This is a genomic window from Terriglobus sp. ADX1 (genome assembly GCF_036877645.1).
In the GTDB taxonomy this organism is placed as follows: domain Bacteria; phylum Acidobacteriota; class Terriglobia; order Terriglobales; family Acidobacteriaceae; genus Terriglobus.
Map to the genome: position 1 here is coordinate 1 of NZ_JAEDXV010000003.1, position 25,897 is coordinate 25,897.

The 25,897-nt window shown below is 56.5% G+C and carries 13 protein-coding genes; 8 read left to right on the forward strand and 5 right to left on the reverse strand.

Translation table 11 applies throughout. The annotated features are described in order from the left end of the window. The coding region (locus JAO32_RS02935) for a hypothetical protein (RefSeq protein ID WP_334237321.1) at positions 1 to 271 on the forward strand (271 nt) is incomplete at its 5' end. Positions 272 to 559: 288 nt separating this feature from the next. Continuing rightward, positions 560 to 1,774 carry a peptidylprolyl isomerase gene (locus JAO32_RS02940; protein ID WP_334237324.1) on the forward strand — a complete coding sequence of 405 codons (1,215 nt, stop codon included), beginning with the start codon at positions 560 to 562 and terminating at the stop codon, positions 1,772 to 1,774. Here the strand turns inward: JAO32_RS02940 and JAO32_RS02945 are convergent, their stop codons facing one another. After that, positions 1,775 to 2,866: a Rieske 2Fe-2S domain-containing protein gene (locus tag JAO32_RS02945; RefSeq protein WP_334237325.1), complete on the reverse strand. Its 1,092-nt coding sequence runs from the start codon at positions 2,864 to 2,866 to the stop codon at positions 1,775 to 1,777. A 297-nt stretch (positions 2,867 to 3,163) separates the two neighbouring features. Between JAO32_RS02945 and JAO32_RS02950 the strand changes: the two genes are divergently transcribed. Beyond that, positions 3,164 to 6,547 carry a TonB-dependent receptor gene (locus JAO32_RS02950; RefSeq protein WP_334237327.1) on the forward strand — a complete coding sequence of 1,128 codons (3,384 nt, stop codon included), beginning with the start codon at positions 3,164 to 3,166 and terminating at the stop codon, positions 6,545 to 6,547. Between the two features lie 84 nt (positions 6,548 to 6,631). Then, the gene (locus JAO32_RS02955; RefSeq protein ID WP_334237329.1) at positions 6,632 to 7,735 is read left to right on the forward strand and encodes a phosphatidylinositol-specific phospholipase C1-like protein; all 1,104 of its coding nucleotides are present in this window, start codon (positions 6,632 to 6,634) and stop codon (positions 7,733 to 7,735) included. A 10-nt stretch (positions 7,736 to 7,745) separates the two neighbouring features. Here the strand turns inward: JAO32_RS02955 and JAO32_RS02960 are convergent, their stop codons facing one another. The 4 genes from JAO32_RS02960 to JAO32_RS02975 all read right to left on the reverse strand — a co-directional run bounded on the left by JAO32_RS02960 (position 7,746) and on the right by JAO32_RS02975 (position 15,280). Further along, complete coding sequence (locus JAO32_RS02960) at positions 7,746 to 9,107, reverse strand: MATE family efflux transporter (RefSeq protein WP_334237331.1); 1,362 nt, start codon at positions 9,105 to 9,107, stop codon at positions 7,746 to 7,748. Between the two features lie 138 nt (positions 9,108 to 9,245). Continuing rightward, positions 9,246 to 12,650: a TonB-dependent receptor gene (locus tag JAO32_RS02965; protein WP_334237333.1), complete on the reverse strand. Its 3,405-nt coding sequence runs from the start codon at positions 12,648 to 12,650 to the stop codon at positions 9,246 to 9,248. 203 nt (positions 12,651 to 12,853) lie between these two features. Next, positions 12,854 to 13,900 carry a glycoside hydrolase family 43 protein gene (locus JAO32_RS02970; RefSeq protein ID WP_334237335.1) on the reverse strand — a complete coding sequence of 349 codons (1,047 nt, stop codon included), beginning with the start codon at positions 13,898 to 13,900 and terminating at the stop codon, positions 12,854 to 12,856. A gap of 30 nt (positions 13,901 to 13,930) precedes the next feature. Beyond that, positions 13,931 to 15,280, reverse strand: coding sequence for a DNA polymerase Y family protein (locus JAO32_RS02975; RefSeq protein WP_334237337.1), 1,350 nt, complete (start codon positions 15,278 to 15,280; stop codon positions 13,931 to 13,933). 326 nt (positions 15,281 to 15,606) lie between these two features. On the opposite strand from JAO32_RS02975, the gene JAO32_RS02980 reads away from it, so the two are divergent. The 4 genes from JAO32_RS02980 (at position 15,607) to hrpB (ending at position 25,845) form a co-directional block, all read left to right on the forward strand. After that, positions 15,607 to 19,305 (forward strand): TonB-dependent receptor, encoded by a 3,699-nt coding sequence (locus tag JAO32_RS02980; protein WP_334237339.1) that lies wholly within the window; start codon positions 15,607 to 15,609, stop codon positions 19,303 to 19,305. Between the two features lie 101 nt (positions 19,306 to 19,406). Then, the gene (locus tag JAO32_RS02985; protein WP_334237341.1) at positions 19,407 to 20,474 is read left to right on the forward strand and encodes a ComEC/Rec2 family competence protein; all 1,068 of its coding nucleotides are present in this window, start codon (positions 19,407 to 19,409) and stop codon (positions 20,472 to 20,474) included. A 101-nt stretch (positions 20,475 to 20,575) separates the two neighbouring features. Continuing rightward, entirely contained in the window at positions 20,576 to 23,425 is a 2,850-nt protein-coding gene (locus JAO32_RS02990; protein WP_334237343.1) for a ribonuclease R family protein, read from the forward strand. A gap of 2 nt (positions 23,426 to 23,427) precedes the next feature. Further along, a complete protein-coding gene (gene hrpB, locus JAO32_RS02995) occupies positions 23,428 to 25,845 on the forward strand; it encodes an ATP-dependent helicase HrpB (protein WP_334237345.1) in 2,418 nt (805 codons plus the stop codon). Positions 25,846 to 25,897: the final 52 nt, after the last annotated feature.

A 25,897-nucleotide genomic window follows, 5' to 3' on the forward strand; every position in this document is an offset into this window, starting at 1 on the left:
TCAACCCACTACAACGCCGCAGGAAACCAAAACCGCATCAACAGCCAAACAACCGGTCGCCCCAGGCTCTCGAAGCGAAACTGGCATCGCGCAAAGCGCGATCACGCGAAGCGTCGAGAACGGTACGAAGCACTCGGAAGGGCAGGGCTTTAGCCCTGCCGTGAAAGCCCAGCCACAAATCCGCGCGGTCACCAAAATAAACAGGAGCATAACGCCAACCCCGCGCGCCCACGGAACAACCATGGCTGGCCGCTCTTCCAGAACCGTATAAATGCTGTCAAGCCCCAAAACCACCCAAACCCAACAAACCAAAAGAAATAGAGTTGGCATGTAATTTCCGGCGAACAACTAAAATAGAAACAAGGGGAATAGCTAAACGCGAAAAGCTAACGGCTAAAGGCTTCAGAAAGACGATTTTGCCCCTAACCCCAATAGGAAGACGATTTTACAGCCACTAAATCCATAAACCGTTTAGAAAGACGATTTTAGAAAAACAAGGGGGAGGGGGGTACCCCCTCACGCCTCAGTAATCTGGGAGGTTTGTGATACTCCAGAAGACATGCGGTTTCTCGGCCTCGTTCTCCTCGCAACCCTTTCTGGCATCAGTCTCCACGCGCAGACGCACAAGTCAGCCGCGCGCGGCCCGGAACCCACAGGTCCAACCGCAGTCTTCGACACCTCGATGGGCCGCATCGCCTGCCGCTTATACGCAAAGCAGGCGCCGAAGACGGTCCAGAACTTCACCGACCTTGCCGAGGGTAAGAAGGACTGGCACGATCACCTCAACCTCACCGTCATCCACAACACCCCGTTCTACGACGGCACGGCAATCGCCGGTATTCCCGACGGCATCCGCGGCGGCGACCGCTACGGCGGCGGCGAGGGTGATGCCAACGGCTCCATCCCCGAGGAGAAGATTCCCGGCGTCACCTTTGACCGCCCGGGTCGCCTCGCCATGGCCACGCACGCAGGCGAGATCAACTCCTCCTTCTACCTCATCACGCTCCACGCGGATGACGAGTTCGACAAGGGACATCGCGGAGCCATCTTCGGGCAGTGCGATGACGCAGGCGTCGCCGTGGCAGAGAAGATCTCCCACGCCATGCTGGAAGTAGGCAACCGCACCACGAAGGCCATAGCCATCAACAAGCTCACCATCGTGCAGCCCGGCGAACCGATGCCTCCTGTAGCACCCGAATGGGACCCGAAGAAGGTAGTGCCACAACCCGTACCACCCCAACCCTCCAACATCCCCACCCCAGACCCCACCGGCCCTACCGCCACCATAGACACCACCGCCGGAACACTCACCTGCAAGCTTTATAAAGAGCAGGCGCCAATCGCAGTGGCCACATTCACGGAACTCGCAGAAGGCAAACGCGAGTGGACGAATCCGACGACGCATGTCACCACAAAGAAGCCGTATTACAACGGCCTGCACATCAACCGCGTGATCCCGGACTTCATGGTGCAGCAGCAGGATTATCCCAACGGAGCGGAAGACGCAGGCTTCAGCTACAACATCGAGACCGCGCCGAACCTGACCTTCGACCGCCCAGGCCGACTCGCCATGGCTAACAGCGGCCCCACCAAGAACGACACAAGCTGGTTCATCACCGACGCACCCTCACCCAACCTGAACGACAAGTTCACCATCTTCGGCCAGTGCGACGAAGCCACGGTAAAGGCAGTGCACGACATCGCCCGCGTCCCACGCAACGGCCACAACCGTCCGATTACGCCGATCACCATCAAGGGTGTGACAATCCAGTAGCTAACTGCGCCAGTGCAGATCGACCGGCCCGGTCAGCGGATGCTCGCCCTTGCCGGTGAGCCTGCGCTGCTTCAGGGCGAAGTACCACTTGGCAGGCTTGTCCGCATCGTCGATCAGCATCATCGCCGGGCGGAAGCGCAGGCCTTCGGCCTGTTCCACCATCGTCTCCTGGTCCTGCTGCACGAACTTGGCTCCGAAGTAGCTGGCAATCGTCGGCACCAGCGGAACGCTGTAGAAGATGTTCCAGCACGCCATCACATCAATGCGGCAGGTAGAAGGCGTCACTGGCGTAACAGTGGTCAGAGAGGCAAACCACTTGTTACCCGCACGGATCACCTCATAGCGACGGTTCGGCAGGACGAAGTCGATGGTCGTCGTCACATCGCTGCCGTAAACCCCAAGCAGCTTGTAGGGCGCGGAGTTCTTGCTGGGTGCATGCGAGGCCATGCGGAAGCCGTCCGGAATGGGTTCAAAGTGCTTGGTCTTCTCATGGATGGAGGCAGCGCTGCGCCACCACCAGGCACGATGCACAAACGGTCCGTGCGCCGGATCCATCAGGCCAATGATGCCGTGATCCACATTGCACGGCAGGTCAGCCTGCAGATGCGCACTACGGAACTTCCCGGAGAACTTGGGTACCTCAGGCACGGGCGGCAGATCGGTCTCATCCGTAATGCGCCCCGAACCCGCTTCGGGCAGATAGACCCAGGCGTAGCCATCCACCTCACGGCACGGATAAGCGCCGGCATAGATCCTGGTGGGCTCCAATGTGTCGATCTGGGTAAGCGACGGGATCTCGACGCACTGCCCACCGCAGGGCTCAAACCGCCAGCCGTGGTACTTGCACTGGACGGTCTCCCCATCGAACCACCCCGCAGAGAGCGGAATACCCCGATGGGGGCAAAGGTCACGCATGGCAAAGATACTGCCATCGTTCTTCCGCCCCACCAACAGAGGAACCCCCAGCAGCAGGAGCGTCGTACTCTTACCCCTCGCCAGCCCCTCCGACCGCATAGCGGGATACCACTCCCCAAAGATGAGTTCGGTGGCGGGCTGGGTGCCGGGGTCAATCCTGTCGTTGCGTAACTTCATGCGCAGCATCAGGCTACACCGAAGGCGTTCCGGCTCCTGTGATCGGGGCACAGTTTGCACTTCTGGCGCAGGTGCGACATATGGCGACATATTCTGGGTGCCATCCCTATACGGAATGCGCTACACTGTCCGGCGCTTCCCGGAAGGCTGTTGTGTACGCGGCCTGTTCGGGGACCGTCCTCCCCCTCTCATGCAACAGTATGGGCCGGTTCATTCATGGATTTGTAACACTCCTGAAACCGTTCCGTTACCGCTAACTGAGAGTCTGGACGAAACCGGAATTTTCAGGAGTTTCTCTTGCGCCCAAATCGCATCACCATGCTTCCGCTTCTTGCGGCCAGCGCGGTTGTCTTCTCTCTCCCAGCTGCCGCACAGTTCGATTCCGGCGCAGTCATCGGTTATGTCCGTGACAGCGCAGGTGCTTCTATCCCCAATGCCACCGTCTCGCTGACGAACGTAGAAACCAGCGTGACCGTTACCCGTAAGGCCGATGGCGAGGGCAAGTTCGAATTTCCCAGCGTCAAGATCGGTGACTATCGCGTGACTGCTGAGGCCGGCGGCTTCTCGCGCTCCGATAGTGGCGTCTTCGCCCTGAACGTGAATGCTCGCCAGCGTGTGGATCTTGCTCTGAAGCCGGGCTCGGCTTCTGACACGGTAGAAGTTACTGCTGCTGCATCGCTGCTGGAAACCGAAAACAGCTCGAAGAGTCAGCTCATTGGAACTCGCGAAGTTGAGAACCTGCCGTTGAACGGTCGTTCGTATGCCGATCTGACGCTGCTCTCCACCGGTGTGCGTAAGTCTGCGCTTGAGAACAACGGCACCACCAGCAGCCGTGAAGCTTCGTTCAACGTGAACGGAATCCGTTCTGCCTTTAACAACTTCCTGCTGGACGGTCTGGATAACAACAACTACGGCACGTCGAACCAGGGCTTCGCGAACGAAAACATTGCTCCTTCGCCGGACGCAGTGGACGAATTCCGTGTGGAGACTAACAATTACTCCGCAGAGTTCGGCCGTCAGGTTGGCGCAGTGATCAACGCTGCGGTTCGTCGCGGTACGAACCAGTTCCACGGTCGTGCATGGGACTATGTCCGCAACACGATGTTCAATGCGACCGGGCCATTCCTTGCGCCGGGACAAACCAAGCCCAAGTTCATCCGCAACCAGTTTGGTGGCACGCTGGGTGGTTACATCTGGAAGGATCACACCTTCTTCTTTGGCGACTATGAAGGCGTGCGTCAGATCTTCAACAACGCATCGACAGCATCCACGATCCTTACGAACAATCAGCGGAATGGATTGTTCTATCTGAACGACGATACGTCCAACCCGAACAACGCCATCCCGCTTCAGGATCCGATCACCGGACGCACCTTCCTGGGCAGCATTCCGCAGGCACAGTGGACAACGTTTGCACGCAACGTTGTTGCGGCTCTTCCCACGACCAACGTGGCGGGCCTATCAAACAACTTCGTGATTGCGCCGCGCGGCATCATCAATGACGACAAGGGTGACTTCCGCCTGGATCACACTTTCAATCAGAAGATTTCTATCTTCGCGCGCTATAGCCAGCACCGTGGCTACATTTACGATCCGCCGGGTATCACGGGCCTTGCAGGTGGTAACAGCAACGGCAACGTAACCATCCGCAACAAGAACATCATGGGTGGTGTTACCTGGGCAGTTACACCGTCGCAGCTGTTGGATGCTCGCTTTGGCTGGTCCCGCAACATTGGCCAGAAGTTCCCGGTCAACGTAGGCCAGCAGTCCATCCTGGTGCAGAGTGGCATTACCGATGGTCTGCCCACGGATCCGCGTATTGTGCGTTCTTTGAATGCGCAGTCGGTTACGGGATATTCGCAGTTTGGCGCACAGTCGTCGAATCCGCAGTTCCAGAACCCGATGATCTTCAACCCGAAGGTGAACTACACCATCGTCAAGGGTAAGCACAGTGTGAAGTTCGGTTATGAGTTCCAGGAGATTCACACGGAACTGAACGACTTCAACCCGAGCTACGGCCAGGACAACTACGCAGGTCAGTACTCAAAGAATGGCAACCCTGTAAACACTACGGTGACGAGCGGCAATCCAACGCTGTCGTCGCAGTTGCAGCAGGCGCAGAACCTGGCGGACTTCCTCTTCGGTAACCGTTCGTCTTATTCGCTAACGACGTATGCCATTGTGAATCTGCGTCAGCGCTACAACTTCATGTACGTGCAGGACGACATCAAGCTCACTCCGCAACTGACCATCAATGCTGGTCTGCGCTATGAGATCGTCACGCCGCAGTGGGAGCGCGACAACAAGCTGGCCAACTTCGATCCTTCCACCAAGACTCTGGTGCAGGCAAAGAACGGCAGCATCTATGATCGCGCGCTGGTGAACACGCCGAAGAAGAACTTCGGACCGCGTCTCGGCTTTGCGTATCAGATGTCGCCCAAGACGGTTATGCGTGGTGGCTACGGTATCGGCTATACGCAGTGGAACCGTGCCGGTGGTGAAAATAACCTGACCTACAACGGTCCGAACGTTGTGAATGCCAGCATTTCGCAGGTGGCCCCGACGGCAGCTGCGCTTTGCACCAACGACACGCAGTTGCAGTCAAACTGCTTCCGTCAGACGCAGCAGGGCTACAGCAATGTGCTCACCACACCGGCATACTTCAATCCGGCGAACGTAACATCGCGCTATATCCCGAAGAACTTCCAGACCGGATATCTGCAGAGCTACTTCCTGGGTGTACAACAGCAGCTTGGTAATGGCTGGCTGATGGACCTCAGCTACGTTGGCAACAAGGGTACGCACTTCCAGATCCTTGCAGACTACAACCAGGCGACACCCTGCGTTGGCAGCACCTGCGGAAACCTGGCAGCGCGTCGTCCGGTGCAGGGTTTCGGCGATATTGAAATTGCGTGGGGTGGTGGCAGCACAAACTACAACTCAATGCAGTTCAAGGTGGAAAAGCGGACGAAGGTTGGCCTGTATCTTCTGAATGCATTCACCTGGAGCCGCGACTTCGATCTCTCTGGCGGCCACCTCGAGACTTCGAATGGCGACAACAGCCGTGTGAACTATGCGAACCCGAGCATGGACTACGGCCCATCCGGTTACGATCAGCCGCTGGCCGATACACTCTCCATCGTGTATGACTTGCCGTATGGTCGTGGACGTCGCTTCGGCAGCAACGCGAACAAGCTGGTAGATGAAGTATTGGGTGGATGGCAGCTTACTCTGATCAACAACATGACCAGCGGTGCGCCGATCAACATCAACTACTCGCTCTCCAGCGGATCGTCTCTGTTCGGAACCGATCTGTACACCTATCGTCCGAATCGCAATGTCGGCGTGCCGATTTACGGTTCGCGCACGAAGACAGCCACAACTGTAACGGGTGTATTCAACTCCGCTGCGTTCTCCACACCCACCACAAGCCCGTGGGGAACTGCTTCACGTAACCTTGGACGTTCGAATGCCTTCTATCAGGCCGATCTTGGTCTGCATAAGGCCTTCTCGCTCTGGAATGAAGCATCGAAGTTTGACTTCCGTGCAGAAGCCTTCAACGTGTTGAACAAGGTGAACTACGCTGCGGCAAACAGCACCTTCGGTGGCAGCAGCTTCGGCACAATCACCAGTGCTTATCCTGCGCGTCAACTGCAGCTCGCGGCGAAGATCATTTTCTAACTGCGAGTTACACACCATCCCAGACGTACGCGCCGATGAAACCATCGGCGCGTATGCTTGTCTGGCGAAGAGGAGTTATTTGAAATGCGGAAATTTGCACTGCTGCTGAGTGCAGCGGCAATGATGCTGGCGCAGGGTAAGAACGATGTGCGCATCAATCAGATTCAGATTATTGGCAGTCATAACAGCTATCACGTTGGCCTGACGCCGGGTGTGAAGGCGTTGCTGGCGGCGAAGAATCCCAAGTCGTTGCGCGGCCTGGATTATGAACATAAGCCGATCCCCACGCAGCTTGACGCTGGCGTGCGTCAGCTGGAGATCGACATCTACGCGGATAGCAAGGGCGGTCTGTATTCGCACCCAGCTGCTGCGAAGGTGATTGAAGGAATGGGCTTCCCGCCCGAGCCGTACAACACGGATGGGCAGATGGATAAGCCCGGTTTCAAGGTCATGCACGTGCAGGACATTGACCAGCACAGTAGCTGCATCACACTGCGCGAGTGCATCAACACGGTGCTGACGTGGTCGAATGCGCATCCCAATCACATTCCTATCTTCATTCTTCTTGAAGGGAAGTACGGCAAGCCGCACGCTGACTTGCCGGGCGCAGTTACACCTGAGCCGTTTACGCCTGCGGTGTTCGATGAACTGGATGCGGAACTGCGATCCATCGTGCCGGCGAACAAGCTCATCACGCCGGACCAGGTGCGCGGCAAGTATGCCACCATGCCGGAAGCCATTGCTGCGGGTGGATGGCCAACGCTGGAGCAATCCCGTGGGAAGATCCTGTTCCTGCTGGATAATCGCGCTCTTACGCCGGTGTATGTGGAAGGTCATCCGGCTTTGAAAGGCCGTGTGATCTTTCCGAACGCAGTCCCCGGCACACCGGAAGCGGCGTTTACCGAAGAGAACTCTGGTACGGAAGAACACATGAACGACCTGGTAAGGCAGGGAGTTCTAGTGCGTACGCGTTCCGATGCGGATACGGAACAGGCGCGGACGAATGACACATCGGTGCGCGACAAGGACCTTCGCAGTGGAGCGCAGATCATCAGCACGGATTACTTCGCATCGGAACCCGCGAAGTGGCCCGGGCATTTTGTGGTCACGCTGCCGAACAATGTGGTGGCGCGCTGCAATCCCATCAATGCGTCCGCAAATTGCCCGAAGGGTGATTTGGAAAAATAGTTAAGAAAGCTTACGGCAATGCGCCCGCTTCGGCGGGCGTTTTTGCTGCTCGCCGAAGCCATGCAGACAGAAGCACGACAGAGGCCGTAATCAATGCGCAGGTGAGGCCAATCCACAGGCCGAGCACGCCAAGATGGAAGTGGAAGCAGAGCAGCGCACCCAGTGGCAGGCCCACAATGTAGTAGCTGCACAGATGCGACCAGAGTGCGGTTTTGGTATCGCCCAGACCACGCAGCGCTCCGCTGGAAACGATTTGTATGCCGTCAAAGACCGCGAACGCGGCAGCCGTCACGAATAGAGGGAGGGCGGTGCGCGTAACTGCAGCGTCGTGTGTGTACATGGACACGAGTGCACGTGGGACACTGAGGAATGTCAGCGAAACGAGCATCATGAAACAGATCCCGAGAAGCAGCGAAAACATGCCGGAACGGCGCGCTTTTTGCCAGTCTTTCGCTCCCACGGCATGACCCACTGCAATAGAAGCGGCAGAACTGATGCCGAGCGGCACCATGAACGCCAGAGCGGCGTAATTCAGTGCAATCTCGTGCGCAGCCAACGCAACAGGCGATAACGTTCCTGCAAGCACTGCGGTTGCACCAAATGCGCCGACCTCCAATACAAATTGTCCTGCGGCGGGCAAGCCAAGACGTAGCAGTTCACGTATCTCGCGCATCACCGGCCTTGCCCAATGTTCGAACAGGGGATGGCCGCGTTTGCGTTCATAGCGCCATGCAAATGCAAAGAGTGAAGCGGCCATGACGATGCGAGAGAACACCGTGGAGAGTGCTGATCCAGCAACACCCATCGCAGGTATACCGAAGTGTCCGTAGATGAGGACTTCGTTGCCTGCCCAATTCAGCAGGTTCGCCGCAAGAAAGGTCAGCGTGATCACACGCACTTCACCGACTGCCTGCAAATAACGACGTGCTGCTGCATACAGCAATAACGGCAGTGTGCTGAGCAACAACACATGCAGATACGTGAGTGTGGGAGCGATCAGCTCTTTTGCAACACCAAAGTGTGGAAGACCAAGCCCAACACAGAATGCAACGAACATCAGTAACGGTGTGGCAACCAGCGCAATGTAGACTGCCTGCGCCAGCCATCGATGACACGCATCATAATCGCCACGTCCATAGGCATGCGAGACAACGGTGTCCAAACCCATCATCAGGCCGAGGCCAAAGAGTGATGGCGCATAGAACAGTACGTTGCCCAGTGCGACGGAACCGATGGCAACAGGGCCAAGGCGGCCCACCATCATTACATCGACAATGCCTTGCAACATCCAGCCAAGTTCCGCAAGGACCACCGGCCATGCAAGCTGCAACATGGAACGAAACTCAGCGCGCCATTGTGTCCGGTCGGGCATTCGGTCATTGTATCGACTTGATGCTGCGGAGTTCTTGAGCAGGACTTTGCTGAGAGACGAAGTGCGTGCTTATTCGGCAAAGGAAATGGGCTTCGAGATGTATCTCGAAGCCCGTTGGCTATGTATTGCACAGTGTCGTTAGAACTCGTACTTGAGTGCGAACTGGACAGTGCGAGGAAGATAGGTCGGCAACGTGGATGTAAGTTGTCCAAACGTAGCTGTTGTGCCCAGCGACGAAGTGGGGTTGGAGAAGCTGGTCTGATTCGCGATGTTGAACGCCTCCGCGCGGAACTGCAGCTTTGTTTCGCGCCATATGGGGAAGTCCTTGAAGAGAGACATGTCCCAGTGACGATAGTGTGGCCCGTGATACTGGTTGCGGTGTTCGTTACCAATCGTTCCCGATGCCTGTGCGGCGAATGCAGCGGCAGAGAAGAACTGAGGATTGATAGCGTTTCCGCCCACGGGGCGTTGAATGTTTTTGAATGGATCGCTGAGAACATTCGGGCGATCGGCAGAACCGCCGGGGCTGGTGTTGCTAATGTTGGAAGCATTGAGGATGGTGAAGGGAAGACCCGTCGACCACAGATTGAGTACGTTCAGATGCCAGCCACCCTCCACGATGCCGCGGAAACCGCTGGCCCCCTTGCCGAAGGGCAGTTCATAGTTGCCAGTGATGACAATGCGAGCGCGTGTATCCAGATCGCCGTTGCCGTAGTCATCAGAGTGTTGTGTCGCCAATAACTGACCAACACCGTTGCCACTTTGTCCATTGACGTTTGGAGCGTTGTCCAGCAGGTGAGCCCATGTGCTGCTTGCACTGAAACCCAGACCATGGCTGAAGCGACGCTCAAAGGTGGCCTGCAGCGAGTGATAGCTCGATGCTCCTGAACTAAGTGTCTGAGAAACGGTCGTGATACCGGGCATCGTGGAGTACCAGCGACGCAGAGTCTGGCTGCCGGATGTATTTGGTGGTGCGCGGTTGATGTCAAAGCCAGTGGAGAGATGACGGCCCAAAGCTCCTACATAAGCTACTGTTAGGACATTGCCTTTGAAGTCCTGCTGTACGACAAAGTTGAATTGCTCCAGATAGCCGGAGCCCATACCTCTGTCCACAACGGCTGGAATCGAGCCGACCATGGTGCTGGGGGTCGTGCTTGGATTTTGGTTCGGTAGCGGCATGCCTTGTGCGAAGCGAGTAAATGCTGTGTTGCATCCACTGGTGCCGGCCGCTGCCTGGAAGGAAGAACAGTTGCCATAGATGGAGATATTCGGCGTGTTCTTCAGGTTGGTGGGAGATTCGTAGTTGCTGGCGAAGAAGGCCAGGCCAAAGCCTCCGCGGAGTACGGTACTCGGGCGTGGATTATAGGCAAAGCCAATGCGCGGCGCTGCGTTGGTTAAATCGGTACGCACACCTGCCGTTCTGCTGATGCCATTTACACCGGCTTGAATAATGCAGATGCAATTCGGGTCAAAGTTGGAGATGTGGTTGTGCTCTTCCGTGAAGGGAGTGAACACGTCATAGCGCAAACCCAGGTTCAGCGTGAGGTTACTCGCAACATGCCAGTCATCCTGAAAGTACACACTGGGTTCCCAGGTCTGGTAGTGCGGTGGATACAAGTTATTGTTGCGCGTGGCTGCGGAGAAGATACCTTCCAGCAAGCCGGGGCCTCCCGTACGGAAGGTCCATCCGCCTTCACCCTGATTGTCCTGAATATTCAACGCCTTGCGGCGAATGAGCGCGGCACCCATGCGGAACGAATGATTGCCACGGCTGTAGATCACCTGTCCATTGATCTGATAGGTGTTGTCCTTGTCCTGCAGTGGAACGAAGTTACCTCCGCCACCGAGGCCCGTCAGGCCAGTCGGCGAAGCCACCGCAAGACTCGACGTCAGTTGACTGACATTTACGTTTGCCTGTCCGAACTTCGTATTCGGATTGACGCCATAGTTCAGTGGGTACGATGCGTTGTTGATATAGGTCCACGCAGCGCCCAGCGTGGTGAGCAGGTTTGGCGTGAAGGTGTGTGTGTAGATTAGCGCCGCATTCCGTGCGAGTTGCGGTGATGTGCCGAACCCGTTGCCTGTCTGCGGATCTACAGCAAAGCCGTTTGCGTTGGATATGGGGAGAGCGCCCGGCGATACGGTGTAGACATCGTTGATGATGTACTTCGCGAAGAGCAGGTTCCGATCGTTGAAGTGGTAATCGACGCGAACGTCGTACACGGTGGAGTATTGTTCCTGATTGCGGACACCCACGTAGCCGTTGGTGCCGCTGTTCGGTGCGGGATATAGCTTGAAGTAAGCAAGGCCAGCAGGATCAATAAAACCAGTGGGAATTTTGTTACCGGGGACAGGTGTGCGCAGGTAAATCGACGTTCCCGCATAGCCATTGAGCCCTGTGATGTGCGTGGGATCAGGATCATAGACGCAGCCGGTGGTCTGGCTTTGTGTGGGATCGGCAACGCTGGCAGCAATTGTGGCGCAACTGGCTGGAATCGCATCTGAAAAATCGCCAGGATGCTGTTGCTGATACAGCGTAGGTACGGTGAGTTGTGAGGGCAGGCCGCCCTTGATTAAACGGAAGAATTCCGCATCACCGTGGAAGAAGGCCTTGTTCTTGAAGATTGGCCCACCAAGGCTACCGCCGAACTGATTCTGTCGTAGCTCTGGATTGACAGGCTTCGTCGCGCCGAACTGATAAGGATAGGCATTCAACTTATCGTTGCGGAAGAACTCATAGAGCGTGCCGTGGAAGTTATTCGTGCCGCTCTTCGTGATCACGTTGACTACCGCGCCAGCAGAACGCCCAATGTCTGCAGAGAACGTATTGGTGACAACGCGAACTTCCTGAATGGAGTCGATGCTGGGACGAACGCCGATGGTGGCAATCAGTCGTTCGTTGTTATCCAGGCCGTCCACCATCTGATCGTTCAATGTTTCCGATTGACCGTTCATGGAGATGGAAGAACTGGGGCGGCGATCATCAGGACGTGTGCCGCTGTTGATGCTGTTCGGCGCTGCTTCTGTTGCGCCGGGTGTGATCTGCACCAGGTTGATGTAGTTGCGGCCGTTCAGTGGCAGATCCTGCACGGCGCGTTGCGACACATTGGAGCCAATGGTGGAACTATCTGTCTGGAGAACGGGCGCTGTTGTCGTGATCTCTACCGTTTCATTGGCAGCGCCAATGGCCAGTGCTGCGTCTGCGCGGCGACGGTCGCCCGCCGAGACCGCAAGATTGGCGAGGCTCGCCGTTTGGAACCCCGGCATCTTGATGGTGACGGAGTACGTTCCCGGATTCAGATTTGGTACGGTGTATGCGCCGGAGTCCGTGGTTTGCGTAACGACAGAGACGTTGGTCTGAGTATTGGTGACGGTGACTTGTGCCTTGGGAACGGACGCGCCGCTCGGGTCCGTTACATTCCCCAGGATGGTGGCGGTTGTGTCTTGTGCCCATCCCGGTATAGACATTGCAGCAGCGCACAGTGCAAGAAGAACAATGCGCACGGTGGACAGAATCCAACTCCTGCCACTTCTCGTCTTCATGGACCCCTTACCTGCAGGGTTTTTGCTTACAACGTTCATGATTGGCCTCACAGCGCATAGGGATCGCGCGTGTGCCGGGCATCATAGGTTTGCGTCTCAAAAAAGATCAAGCATCTTTCGCAGGAAAATGGTCCAGTGTCTTTTTCCTCGAAAGATGCAAGATCGCGATAGCTGTAAGGGGGAACTAAGTTATCTCTACAGGGTCAACGCGAGATCGTAACCGCGCCAGGGCCATCCTTAGTTAGCGTTACCGCTTCGATATTGCCGTCTTTGTCGAAGCGCATACGATCGATAGCCATCACGCGTTGGTTGCGGTCGCCGGTGCCAATCGGATGGCGGTGATAGACGATATACCAGTCATCCGAATTCGGAATGCGAACCACGGAATGATGTCCTGGCCCATTTGCAATCGCTGGATCGGTGGAAAGGATTTTCCCAGCAGATGTGAAGGGGCCGGTGGGAGTTGTGCTCTTGGCGTAAGCCACGCCATAGGTGCTGTTACCCCAGTCGCCCTCAGACCACATGAAGTAATACGTACCGTTGCGTTTGATCATGAAAGGGCCTTCGGTGTAATGCGCGGGCGTGATTTCTTTGTAGAGCGTGCCGTCGGCCATGGGAATGACATGTGTCAGATCGCTGGATAGTTTTGCTACATTACAGTGACCCTGGCCGCCGTAATAGAGATAGACCGAGCCGTCGTCATCCTGAAAAACCATGGGGTCGATCGGTTGCGCGCCATTCTGGAATGCTCCAATGAGCGGTTTGCCCAGCGCATCCTTGAACGGACCACCAGGCGTGTTGCTAACTGCAACGCCAATGCCGCCGGGGAATGTGTCGGTCTTCTGAATGTCATTTGCTGCGAAGAAAAGATAGTACTTGCCATTGCGATAGATCGCGGAGGGTGCCCACACTGCATACGCCGCCCACGCTACGTTCTTCACGCTGAGGACATGGGGATGCTTCGTCCAATGCACCAGGTCCGGCGAAGAGAACGCATCCAGTGATGTTTGCGAAAGGTAAGCCTTGTGAACGACATGTTGTTTGCGCAGTTCGCTCTGCTGCGCATTGAAGGCGCTCTCGTCGCTTTGTTCGCCAGTGTTGGAAGAGGTCGGGTAAATCCAATACTGATGATCGAAAATGCGAATCTCCGGATCGGCGTAATAGCCCTGCGAAGAAAGATTCGCTGTAGCCTGCGAGAAGCAGGGTATGGCAACAAGAACGGCAGAGAGCAATGTGAGAAGGCGCTTCATGTCTGAGCATGAGGCTACTGCAATCGCTGCCTAGATGTAATCTTTGCCGTATTGCACAGGAATCTGCGTGAAGGCGATGCGTGTGGGTGCGCTTTCGCGTGCGGGCAACATGCCTGCGAAGTGCAGTGTGGTGTGGCCGTATTTCTGATTCAGTTTGTCCAGCGTGCGGCTCAGTTCGTTGCGATTGTCTGGATCGGCGAAAAGCGTGGGTTGCTGTTCATCTTCATTGATCAGACGGCCCAACGTGACACCGATGAAGAAGGGACGTTGATACTCCGGGCCGGTGGGCTGTTGCTGCCATAGCTTTTGCAGCATCTCCAGCAGCGTAAGCGTGTCCTGGCAAGTGGGGAAGCGCGCTTCCATACCCCAGCCATCGTGCTTAATACCGCTCTGATGATGGCGGACTTTGTTCTTCTGTTCCGCTTGCTCGCGAGTCAGCTGATAACGAATCGTCAGCGCGAGCGAACCCGCGCACATCTTTTCCATACGAAGACGCATGGCTGCCTTATGCAGCAGCTTATGTGCGATGGCCCATGCGCCCTGAAGATTGCGATATTCCGGGCCAAGCACATGCGAGTGTCCCAGTGACTTCTGCATCTCGCTTGGCAGGGGCGCACCATCGTCGCCTGTATTGTGCCCACGAAGCCAGTGATACAGCCTGTCTCCCCACACGGAGTTCCACAGCTTGTGCATCTCTTCGCGCTTCAGATCCAGCAACTGCGTCATAGTGGTGACGCCTTTGCGATGCAGCATCTGTTCTGTGCGTGCGCCAACACCAGGAAGATCACGCAGATCCAGATGAGCGAGCGCTCGCGGAAGCTGCGATGGCAACAAACCGATGAGGCCGTCGGGTTTCTGCATGTCGCTGGCAATCTTTGCCAAGTAACGGTTTGGGGCCATGCCAATGGAGCAACGGAGCGTCTTGCCCACGTCATCCCGGATGGCTTGTTTGATATCAAGAGCGATCTGACGTGCGCGTGGCGGTTCCTGCTCGCGGCCGATTAACTGGCAGGCCACTTCATCAATGGAGGGCACGTGAGCGACAGGACAGATCCTGTCCACAGCGTCATGAATCTTGTGGGAGAACTCGGCGTAACTGGAGTGGTCGCCCTCCACCAGAATGATGTCGGGGCAGAGGCGTTTCATGTCTGCCACGCGCGTGCCGGTTTTAATGCCAAGCGCCTTTGCCTCATAACTGGCCGCAATGGCAACCGTGGTGTCCGCGAAGGTGGGCACAACGGCAATGGGGCGGTCGCGATATTCAGGATGTAGCTCCTGCTCCACCGAAGCGAAAAAGCTATTCAAATCCACATGAAGGAACCCGAAGCGATCTGGGAGATTGCTTCGCTGCTGATTCAGAAATGGATCGGATAAATCCATGGAATCAGTCTATCGTTTTATTCGCCTCTTGTTCGCTCTTGGGGAAGCTCTAGGCCTTTCCTTGCTGCATTTTTCTGAGGATGTGCTTGGACGAAGCCCGGGAACGAATGTTTCTGTAGCGTGAAGAAAAAGTGAGAAAAGTAAAAAACCGGCGTTTATTGGCGTTGACAGGGCGGAAAAAGTAGGGCAATCTAACGCAAACAAAGATCAACCAGAGTCTCGCTGCAGGCCGTTTGTCTGTGCCTTCCGGCGAGATTCCCTTTTTGCTGTACATTGCGCGGAGATTTTGCCTTCTTCGGCTCCGCGTATTTAGGAGGCAGTACAAAATGAAGAAATTTTTGCTCACGGCACCGTTGGCGGTTGTTTGCGTCGCGGCATATGGCCAGGCCGTTTCCGTAAACGGTGGCGCCATTCAGGGAACCATTACAGATGCATCCGGCGCCGCAGTTTCGGACGCCAGTATCACGATCAAGAGCCTCGATCAGGGCACGACCAAAACGCTGACGACTGACAAATCCGGTTTCTACAGCGTTGGTCCACTGAATCCCGGCGACTACACCGTTACGGTGGTTGCCTCGGGCTTCCAGCAGCTAGAAGTTAAAACGCGCATTCTTACAGGCACCGCGACCCCCGGCAGCTTTAAGCTCCAAGTTGGCCAGAACTCGGAAACCATCGAAGTCACCGCCGGCGAGGTTCAGGTCAACACGGATCAGGCTGGCGTGGCAGACGTAATCACGCGCGAGCAGATTGCGAACCTTCCTGTGAACGGCCGTAACTTCCTCGATCTGGCCCAGATTGAGCCGGGTGTACAGCTGCAGAACGGCAACACCTTCGACCCAACGAAGTCGGGTTACACGGGGATTGCTGTGAACGGCACTTCGGGCCGTACGACCCGTATCCTCCTCGATGGTGCGGACATCACCGACGAGACCGTCGGAACCACGATCTTCAACGTGTCCCAGGGCGCTATCAACGAGTTCCAGTTGAACCGTTCCACGCAGGACGCTGCCGGTGAAGTTACCTCGCAGGGCGCTGTGAACGTATCGACCCGCTCGGGCACCAACTCAATCCACGGCGAAGCGTTCTACATCTTCCAGGATCAGCGCGCTCTTGACGCCAATCCGAACTCCACGGCAGATGCCAACGGCAACCACATTGCACCGTACTTCCAGCGCAACCAGTATGGCGGCAGCGTCGGCTTTCCGATCATCAAGGACAAGCTCTTTGCTTTCGGCAATGCCGAGCGCATTCAGCAGAACAGCGCGTCCCCATCCAACCTCGGAACTGTATTCAACACGGCCGGCAACAACCCAGTTGGACAGTCCTCAACGCTTGCCGCACAGTACCCCACAGTGGGAACCCCCTATCGCCAGACTTACTCCACCGTGCGTCTGGACTACTCCGGTCCGTTTGGCGGCCATTATTTTGCCCGTGGTAACTACAACGTCGATTCGACGACCACTGCAGGCGGAACGACGCGCTTCGCCTCCTATCCGAACCGTGATAACACCTGGGGTATTGCATTCGGTGCTGACTTCTCCAAGGGCCGTTTCACGCATTCATTCCGCGGTTCTTATGAAAAGTTCCACAACCTCATCACAGACGGTAGTGCTTCCTCTGGGTACGATCCGCTCGTGACTGCTAACGGTCCGGTTGCTTACAACTACAGCAATCAGCTTTACTTTGGACCGAACTCGAATGCTCCGCAGGCGACGTTCCAGTCAGACAAGCAGCTCCGCTATGACGGTGGCTACACGCGTGGTACTCATAACATCCGCTTCGGCGGCTCGTTGAATCGTCTGCAGGGTGGTGGCTATGCTGCGTTCTATGGCTTGGCTCCGCGTCTCAACCCTACTGCGAGCAACCTGCTCTCCGGAACGGTAAACGCTACGAACCCGCTTGGTCTTGGATGCAGCGGCGTAGTGGGAGCGGCTGCCTGCCCGGGCGATCCTCTCAACGGCTACAACACCAGTTCCGCAACCATTGCCACGGGTAACGGTTATGGCAATAACGTCCCGGGATTCGGTCTGCCCGGTGGTGGTGCACCCGCGTGGCGTTACGCATTCTATGTTGCCGATGCGTGGAAGATTACACCGAGCTTCACTGTGACAGCGGCTCTTCGCTACAGCGTTGACACCAACCGCCAGAACAATAGCTTTGCTTTGCCGACCTGTGCGGACACGGTCGTAAACGGCGTCGGTAACACGGCAAGCTACGTCTGCTCGGGCAAGCCGTCGAATACTCCGCTGCTCAGCCTCTTCGATCCGAGCTATACCGCAAGCAATGTGCGTCAGCCGTACAGCAATCTCGGACCTCAGGTCGGATTGGTATATGCTCCTGGCAATCACAAGACCGTTTTGCGTGCAGGCTTCGGTCTGTACTACGAGAGTGTTGTCTTTAACAGCAGCGGCAATGCAGCCTCAGGTCTCCTGAAGACGGTCCAGTCGTACAACCCGGCATCTGCCTGCGCGTCGACCTCGATTCTCTTTCCGGACAGCAGCGTCGTGACAACGTCCCCTGACGGTACGCCGCTGCAGACACTCTGCCTCCAGCGTACGATTGCTCAGTCTGCGCCGCAGTTCGCAGCTCTGCAGAAGAGCTACCAGGCTGTGGCTAAGGCGAACCCGAATGTTGTGAACAGTGGATATCTTGGCAACACGCTGAATGCTTCGGGTCTATATGCACCGACCTACAAGCAGCCCGTTTCGGAACAGTGGAACTTCGGCGTGCAGCGCGAACTGTTCAAGGGCGCAGTTCTCAGCGCTGACTATATCCACAATATGACGTGGCGCATCGGCCAGTCTATCGACCTCAATCACACAGGTGCTGCCCGTACGTTCAGCCAGACGAATGCACTCGCAGCGATCAACCGCCTGTCCAGCGCATCCACCACAAAGGGTGCGTGTGGTATGGCGACGGCGGCTACATCCATTGCTGTAGTGCAATGCCTTATCAACGCTAATCCCTCGTTTGCGATCAACTCCTTTGCCAGCCAGGGTCTGGATGGTGATGCGTACACCAGCTACAACAACTACAAAGTGCAGGGACGTTCCACACCGGCTGCCTTTCCCGGTGTGAACCCTGACTTGGGCCGTGGTACCCTCATCCGTCCCGCGGGACGTTCGGGCTACGATGCGCTGCAGGTTGTCTATCGTCAGGCTGCTTCGCATCCCATGAAGGGTATCGATCGCAGCAATATTCAGGTGTCCTATAACCTGTCTCGTGTTGTGTCGAACATGACCTCAAGCGATGAGTTCTTTGGAACCGGCGCATGGGATTATGACAACCCAAATCAGTACATCGGTCGTAACACCCTTGACCGGAAGCACCAACTCTCTTTCGGTGGCAACATCAAGCCGAAGTATGGACCGGAAATTGGTCTCATCGGCCACTTCTTCTCTGCGCTCCCGTCGAACTTGATCCTCGACTCGAGCTTGGCAGCAGGAAATATCTTCACGACCGATCTGACCGGCGACGGAACAACGGGCGATCTGGCCCCTGGTACGTTGCAGGGCGATTATATGCATCGCGTGAAGGCGAAGACTCTTGGTAGCTACATTACCAACTACAACGGTAGCTACGCAGGAAAGGTAACTCCGGCTGGCCAGCAGGTGATCAACTCCGGCCTGATGACCCTTTCGCAGCTCACGCAGCTGAAGGGTGTCATCCAGCCTGTCGCCCAGCTCCCCACGGGAACAGCCAATAATAATCCGGCATTCCGTTCGCTGGACGTGAACTTCTCTTATCCTTTCCGGTTCAGCAAAGTGCATGAGGGACTCACGCTCACACCAAAAATCGCGTTTTATAACGTGGCCAACCTCAGCAACTTCAGCTCCTATACTGGAACGCTGCAGAACACGACCACCGCAGGTGGACCGGTCAACAGCGGAACAAGTGGTGCGAGCTTTGTGACCGGCCCCAACAACTTTGCTACGCAGTCCGCCTACCGTACGTATCGCGGTGTAGGAACGTTCTCGCAGGGTGCGCCCCGTCAGACTGAGTTCCAGCTGACAGCAACGTTCTAACCAAACTTGAACCTAACCAGAAGGGGCCGCGAAAGCGGCCCCTTCTACATTTATCGATTCGCAATGCATATGGCAGGCATAGCGCGATATGCTGTTGGGCCATGAAGATCTTTCGTCCTGTCGTTGCTTCCTGTTTTGCTTTCGCGCTGGCTTTCGGTGCTACCGCGCAGAAGAGTTCGTTGCGTATTACGGCTGTGGATGTGGAGGGTGGTCAGGCTACGTTGTTTGTTGCTCCTGCGGGGCAGTCTCTGCTGGTGGATACGGGATGGGACAAGAACAATGGGCGCGATGCGGACCGCATTGTTGCGGCGGCGAAGGCGATGGGGCTTTCGCGCATTGACACGGTGCTGTTGACGCATTATCACGATGACCACATTGGCGGAGTGCCGCAACTTGCAGAGCGGTTTCCCATTGGCGCTTTCTTGGATCACGGCGAACGCATCCCAAGCGATCCCAATGACACGTCTTTTCTGGAGAATTACCGGAAGCTGCTGGCTACCGGTAAGTACAGGCACTTCGTCGTAAAGGCGGGAGATAAGCTGCCTGCTCCGGGCTTTGACGCGGTGGCTATCAGCAGCAATGGAGCGGTGATGGATCATGATCCCGGCGCTTCTACCGCAAGCAAGACCCCGAACCCTCTTTGTGTGAATGTGCGGCAGCCCGCGACGGATACGCAGGAGAACGGACAGTCGCTTGGCATCATGATCCGCTTTGCAGGATTGAAGATTGTTGATGCGGGTGATCTGACCTCAGATCGTGAGTATTCGCTGGTGTGTCCGGTGAACAAACTCGGGCAAGTCGATCTGTTGATCGTTTCTCATCATGGTGTGGATTGGAGCAGCAGTCCTGTCTTTATCAACTCCATTGCGCCGCGTGTAGCCATCATGGACAACGGTGCGCATAAAGGCGGCAGCACCTCGGTGATTGATACGATTCGCAAATCGCCTCGCATGGAAGCCCTGTATCAGCTTCACCTAGCGCCACCCGCAGGCTCGCCAAATCCCGGTAAAACGCCACAGGAGGGCCCAGAGCACAACGTACCGGAGGCGTTCATTGCCAATACATCCGGCACAGATGGGAAAAACGTGGCTGTTGTCATCAGTGCGGATGGAGCTATGCATGTGACGAACGGACGCACCGGGGAAACGAAGCAGTTCGCACGCAAGTAAGCCATTCCTGTGATGCCGCAACGCTTCACGATTGTTTGTATCTGCGAGGAGGGGCTAGCGGATTCTGCAATCGGACGGCACTCAGCGTATGCTTCAGGCAGATGCCGGGTCACCCTTATCAGCATACGGATCGCGAGATTCTGCGGCGCATTCAGCGTGCCGGAGGCCGCGCAGGCTACAAACAACTGGTTCGCGAACTCGGCATGGGCGGCGGTCGCGAGCGCCGCATGTTGCTGGAGCAACTCACGCGCATGACGGCTCGCGGTGCCCTGGTAAAGATCGACCAGGAGCACTGGGCGCTGCCGGAGACCAACGTTGAACGTGCGAAGAACGATAGCCGCTTTGGCGATGGTCGGCGCGGCTTTGCGCATGATTTGAAGCGTCGAGTGCGGGAACGCATGGATGCGCGTGAAGGCAGCCGCAAGGATCTGATTGCGGGCAGGCTGCAGTTGCATCGTGATGGCTATGGTTTTGTGCGTCCAAGTGAGGCCGCATCTTCTGACGGCGATCTTTTCATCCCACCGCACGAATTGAATGGAGCCATGCAGGGCGACCAAGTGTTGGTGTTGCCTGCGCCTCCCTCCCGTGACGGTCGTCGCAGCGGTCGCATTGTGCGCGTGCTCACGCGTCGCAATCCTACAGTTGTTGGCATTTTTCATGCAGCGGGCGCGCGTGGACGTGTTGTTGATCATCGTAGTGACGACGTACGGCATCGCGGCAGCTACATCACACCGCTGGATGAGCGTATGTCGCATCTTGTGCTCATTGAGAACGATCATGATCTTCCGGCTGCGGCCATCACGCCGCATCGTACGCTTGGCGCAGAGGCAACTGCGCAAGAACATGTATGGGATGGCACGTTGCAGAATCTGCACGGGCTTGCCGTGGATGTGGAGATTACGCAATATCCCACGGAGTATTCGCCGGCGCGTGGTCGTGTGATTGAAGTGCTGGGCTCACCGGACGCGTTTGGTGTGGATGTGGAGATCGTCATTCGCAAGCATCATCTGCCGCGTGTATTTCCTGCGAATGTATTGGCGGAGGCGCAGGATGCGGCGCTACGGAATGTTGCATCGCTGGATGAGAATGAGCTTCACTCGCGCAAGGATTTTCGCAGTGAGGCAATTGTCACCATTGATGGCGAAACAGCAAAGGACTTCGATGATGCCGTGCTGGTGCGCAAGCGTGATGACGGTACATGGGAATTACAGGTTCACATCGCGGATGTTGCAGAATACGTGCTTGATGGTACGGACCTTGATCTGGAAGCGCGCTTGCGCGGAAACAGCGTGTACTTTCCGGATCGTGCGGTGCCCATGCTGCCGCAGGAATTGTCAAACGGCGAATGCTCGCTGCGGCCCGATGAGGACCGCATGGTACTGTCCTGCATCGTAACGATCGACAGCGACGGTAATGTGCTTGGGTATGAAGTATGTGAAGGCATCATCCGTTCTGCACGTCGCATGACGTACACGAAGGTGCAGAAGATACTCGACGGTGATGCAGAACTGCGCGCTGAGTACACAGAGTTTGTGCCGCAGTTTGAGCTCATGCTGGAGCTTGCGCAAAAGTTAAACAGCAAGCGGGTGAAGCGTGGTTCCATTGATTTCGATTTGCCGGAACCGGTGATTGATTTTGATGAGAACGGCGCGATGCGTGGTGTACGCAAGGCCGAGCGTGCTTGGTCCAATCGCATCATTGAAGAGTTCATGCTGTGCGCGAATGAATGCGTGGCGCGATGGATGGAAGCCAGCGGCGTGCCTGCAATGTATCGCATTCATGAGATGCCAGACCCAAAACGCATTGTTGAGTTTGAAGATGCAGCAGCGGCGTTCGGTGTATCGCTTGGTGTTGGGGCGTTGCCAGTGAAGACGTTGACCATGAAAGCGGATCGTCGCGATCAGCGCCGTCAACGTGAACGAGGTCGTGATGGTCGCAGACCACATGAACATGAAGTATCTGCGCAGATTGAAGTAGAGCCGCAAATGTATCAGCGACTCGCAGCGAAGATACAAGGCAGACCTGAAGAGCGCATCCTTAGCTACTTGATGTTGCGCTCGTTGAAACAGGCGAAGTATTCCGAGAAAAATGAGGGCCACTTCGCGCTTGCTGCGCCTGCATATACGCACTTTACTTCGCCCATTCGCCGTTATCCCGATCTGATTGTGCATCGCGTAGTGAAGACATTGCTTGCAGAAGGTGCTTCGGCTTTTGGCGGCCCGGAGGAAACAGCATCGTCGTCCGCGCAACGATTCGCGGCGACTCATGCTCACGAACTGATCCATGCGGAAGGCTATGATGAGCCGTATCCGCGCGAAGAGATTGCAGCCATTGCCCAGGAGTGCAGTGAAACGGAACGTCGCGCAGCTGATGCCGAACGTGAACTCATTGAGTGGAAGAAGATTGAGTTCATGAGCGACCGTGTGGGCGAAGACTTCGCCGCGATGGTGCTTTCCGTAACAAAATACGGCGCGTACGTGGAGTTACACGATCTGTATGTGGAAGGTCTTGTGCCAATTCATTCGCTTACGGATGACCACTACACGTATCGCGAAAATGCTCGCGAAATACGCGGTTCGAAGAGCGGTAAGACGATTCGTCCTGGGATGCAGGTGCGCGTTTTGCTTGATCGCATTGACCGCGGCAATCGCAGGTTGCAATTTGCGATTCTTCCTGGAGAAGAAGCATCTCCACAAGATGGAACGCGGCCGTTCGTTAGTAAACGCACAAGTAAGACGGCGCAACGCAAAGAAAAGCAGACGGCGCCGAGAACAGAAGGGCTGCGTCCTTCGAAAAAAGGCGGCAAGTCGCGTGTGACTGGTAAGCAGCAGTTGTCGCATGAATCTCCCTTTGCAAAGTTCGCGACGATTGACGGTGTGAAGCCACGGCGACGCAAGAACAAGGATCTGATTGCAGCCAGCCGCAGCAAGAAGAAGGGCAAGCGTCGTTAGCAATGTGCGCTGGACTGTCTTCTCGCAAATTGCACCTGCCTATTGATGATCTGCTGTCGGAGATTGTTGCGGCCATACGCTCGTCACATGCACTGATACTGCAGGCAGAGCCGGGCGCGGGTAAGACAACGCGCGTTCCTCCTGCGTTGCTGGATGTGGTGCAGGGCGACGTGATTGTCCTGGAGCCACGGCGTCTTCCCGCACGCATGGCAGCGCGGCGTGTTGCGCAAGAGTTAGGCGAAGATGTGGGGGGCGCTGTTGGCTACCAGGTGCGCTTTGATGAGAAGGTCAGTGCAAAGACGCGCTTGCGTTTTGTGACAGAGGGGATTTTCCTTCGTCGCCTGATTGCCGATCCTGCGTTGCGCGGTGTGAACGCCGTCGTGTTGGACGAATTTCATGAGCGGCATCTGGATGGCGATCTTGCTCTGGCGTTGCTGCGGCGCGTGCAGCAAACCACACGACCCGATCTGAAGATTGTGGTGATGTCGGCAACACTGGATTCTGCGCCCATTGCGGAGTTTCTTGGCGGATGTCCTGTGATGGATGCGCCTGGACGTGTGTTCCCACTGACGATTGCATACATGCCACAGCCATCCGAGCCGCTGTATGTGCAGGTGCGCATGGCCGTGCAGCGATTGATGCGCCAAGAACATCGCGGTCATACATTGGTGTTTCTGCCTGGCGCTGCGGAGATTCGTCGGGCCATGCGTGAGTGCGAAGGTGTTGCGCAAAGCTATGGCTTATGGATGCTGCCATTGCACGGTGATCTCTCTCCTTCGGAGCAGGATCGTGCGGTTGGGCCATCGACGCAACAAAAGCTGATTCTATCCACAAATGTTGCAGAAAGTTCTGTCACTGTGGACGGTGTTACCGCAGTCATCGATAGTGGTCTGGCGCGTATCGCATCACACTCGCCTTGGACTGGACTGCCTACGCTACAGGTCAAGCGAATCAGCAAGGCGAGCGCGAAACAGCGTGCAGGGCGTGCTGGAAGAACCGCGCCCGGACAAGTTTTGCGTCTGTACTCTGAGATGGATTTCTCGCAACGCGCAGGGCATGATGTGCCTGAGATTCTGCGCAGCGAGTTGTCGGAGTTGGCGCTTGCGATGCGTGCCATGCAGCCAACACTCCGAGCAGAGGACATTGCATGGCTCACGCCGCCAGATGCGGCCTCGTTGTCGCAGGCGGAAGCATTGTTGGATAGGCTCGGCGCTCAAGATGAGATGGCGCGGCAACTTGCACGCTATCCGCTGCCGGTGCGGCTGGCACGCATGATGGCGGCAGCACAGGAACGCGGCGCGGCAGCGGAGGCCGCAACCGCTGCGGCATTGTTGAGCGTAGGCGGCAAAGTCGAGCGCAATGATCTGCTGGCCGCAATGGATGCGCAGACCGCGCAACCCGACCCAAAGGTACGGCAGACGGAACAGCAGCTTCGCCGCATTGCCGGTGTCACTGCGGGTACGAGACATAGCGCTTCTGATAAGTCATTGCTGCTTTCTGTATTACAGGGGTTTCCTGATCGTGTTGCCAGAAAGCGCAATGGCAAAGAGGTTCTGTTAAGTGGTGGCGGCTCCGCAGAAATACAGGGTGATGCTTTGCCTTATGAGTTTGCAGTCGTGATGGATGCGGAAGACCGCAGTGACCGCCCTTTGCCGTTGGTGCGCATGGCCTCACGCATTGAGCCGGATTGGTTGATTGATCTGTTTCCGGAGCGCGTGAATGAAGAAGAGGCGCTCACATGGAACCGCAATGCAGAGCGCGTGGAAGCAGTTACATCGTTACGCTACGACGGCTTGCTATTGCAGGAGTGGCGCGATGTACGACCTGACGCCGAACGCGCCGCGAAGCTGCTGGCGGAGCAGGCTGTGGCTGCGGGCATAGGTCGTTTTCTGGACACGGAGGTAATAGAAAATCTTAAGGCGCGTGCTGCGTTTGCAGGGCTTACGACGCCGGATGTGCAGCAGGAACTCGAAGAACTTTGCATTGGGCTGAACAGGTTTTCGTTCGAAGAGCTGCGTCGGGCCGCAGAGAATTTGCTACCGGTGATCGAGGCAAAGCTGGAGGCGCAACGTCTTCGCGATTTGGCTCCTGCGACACTGAAACTGAAGGCGGGGCGGCAGGTGAAGGTGAATTATGAAGCGGGCAAACCGCCGTGGATTGCATCGCGCATGCAGGACTTCTTCGGCATGGAGGACGGTCCACGCGTCGGCCCGGAGCGGACGCCGGTGGTGATGCATCTGTTGGGGCCAAATCAGCGTGCGGTGCAGACGACGGCGGATCTTCGCGGGTTCTGGCAGCGGTTGTATCCTGAAGTACGACGTGAACTTATGAGACGTTATCCACGACATAAATGGCCGGAAAACCCTCTTTCAGCGGAGGCGGTGGAAGAGGCGAAACATCAGCCCGGACGTCGTTCCTGACAGTTTCGAAGCTTCGTCATGCCTCATGCGTCTAATCTGTATGGAGTGGTGC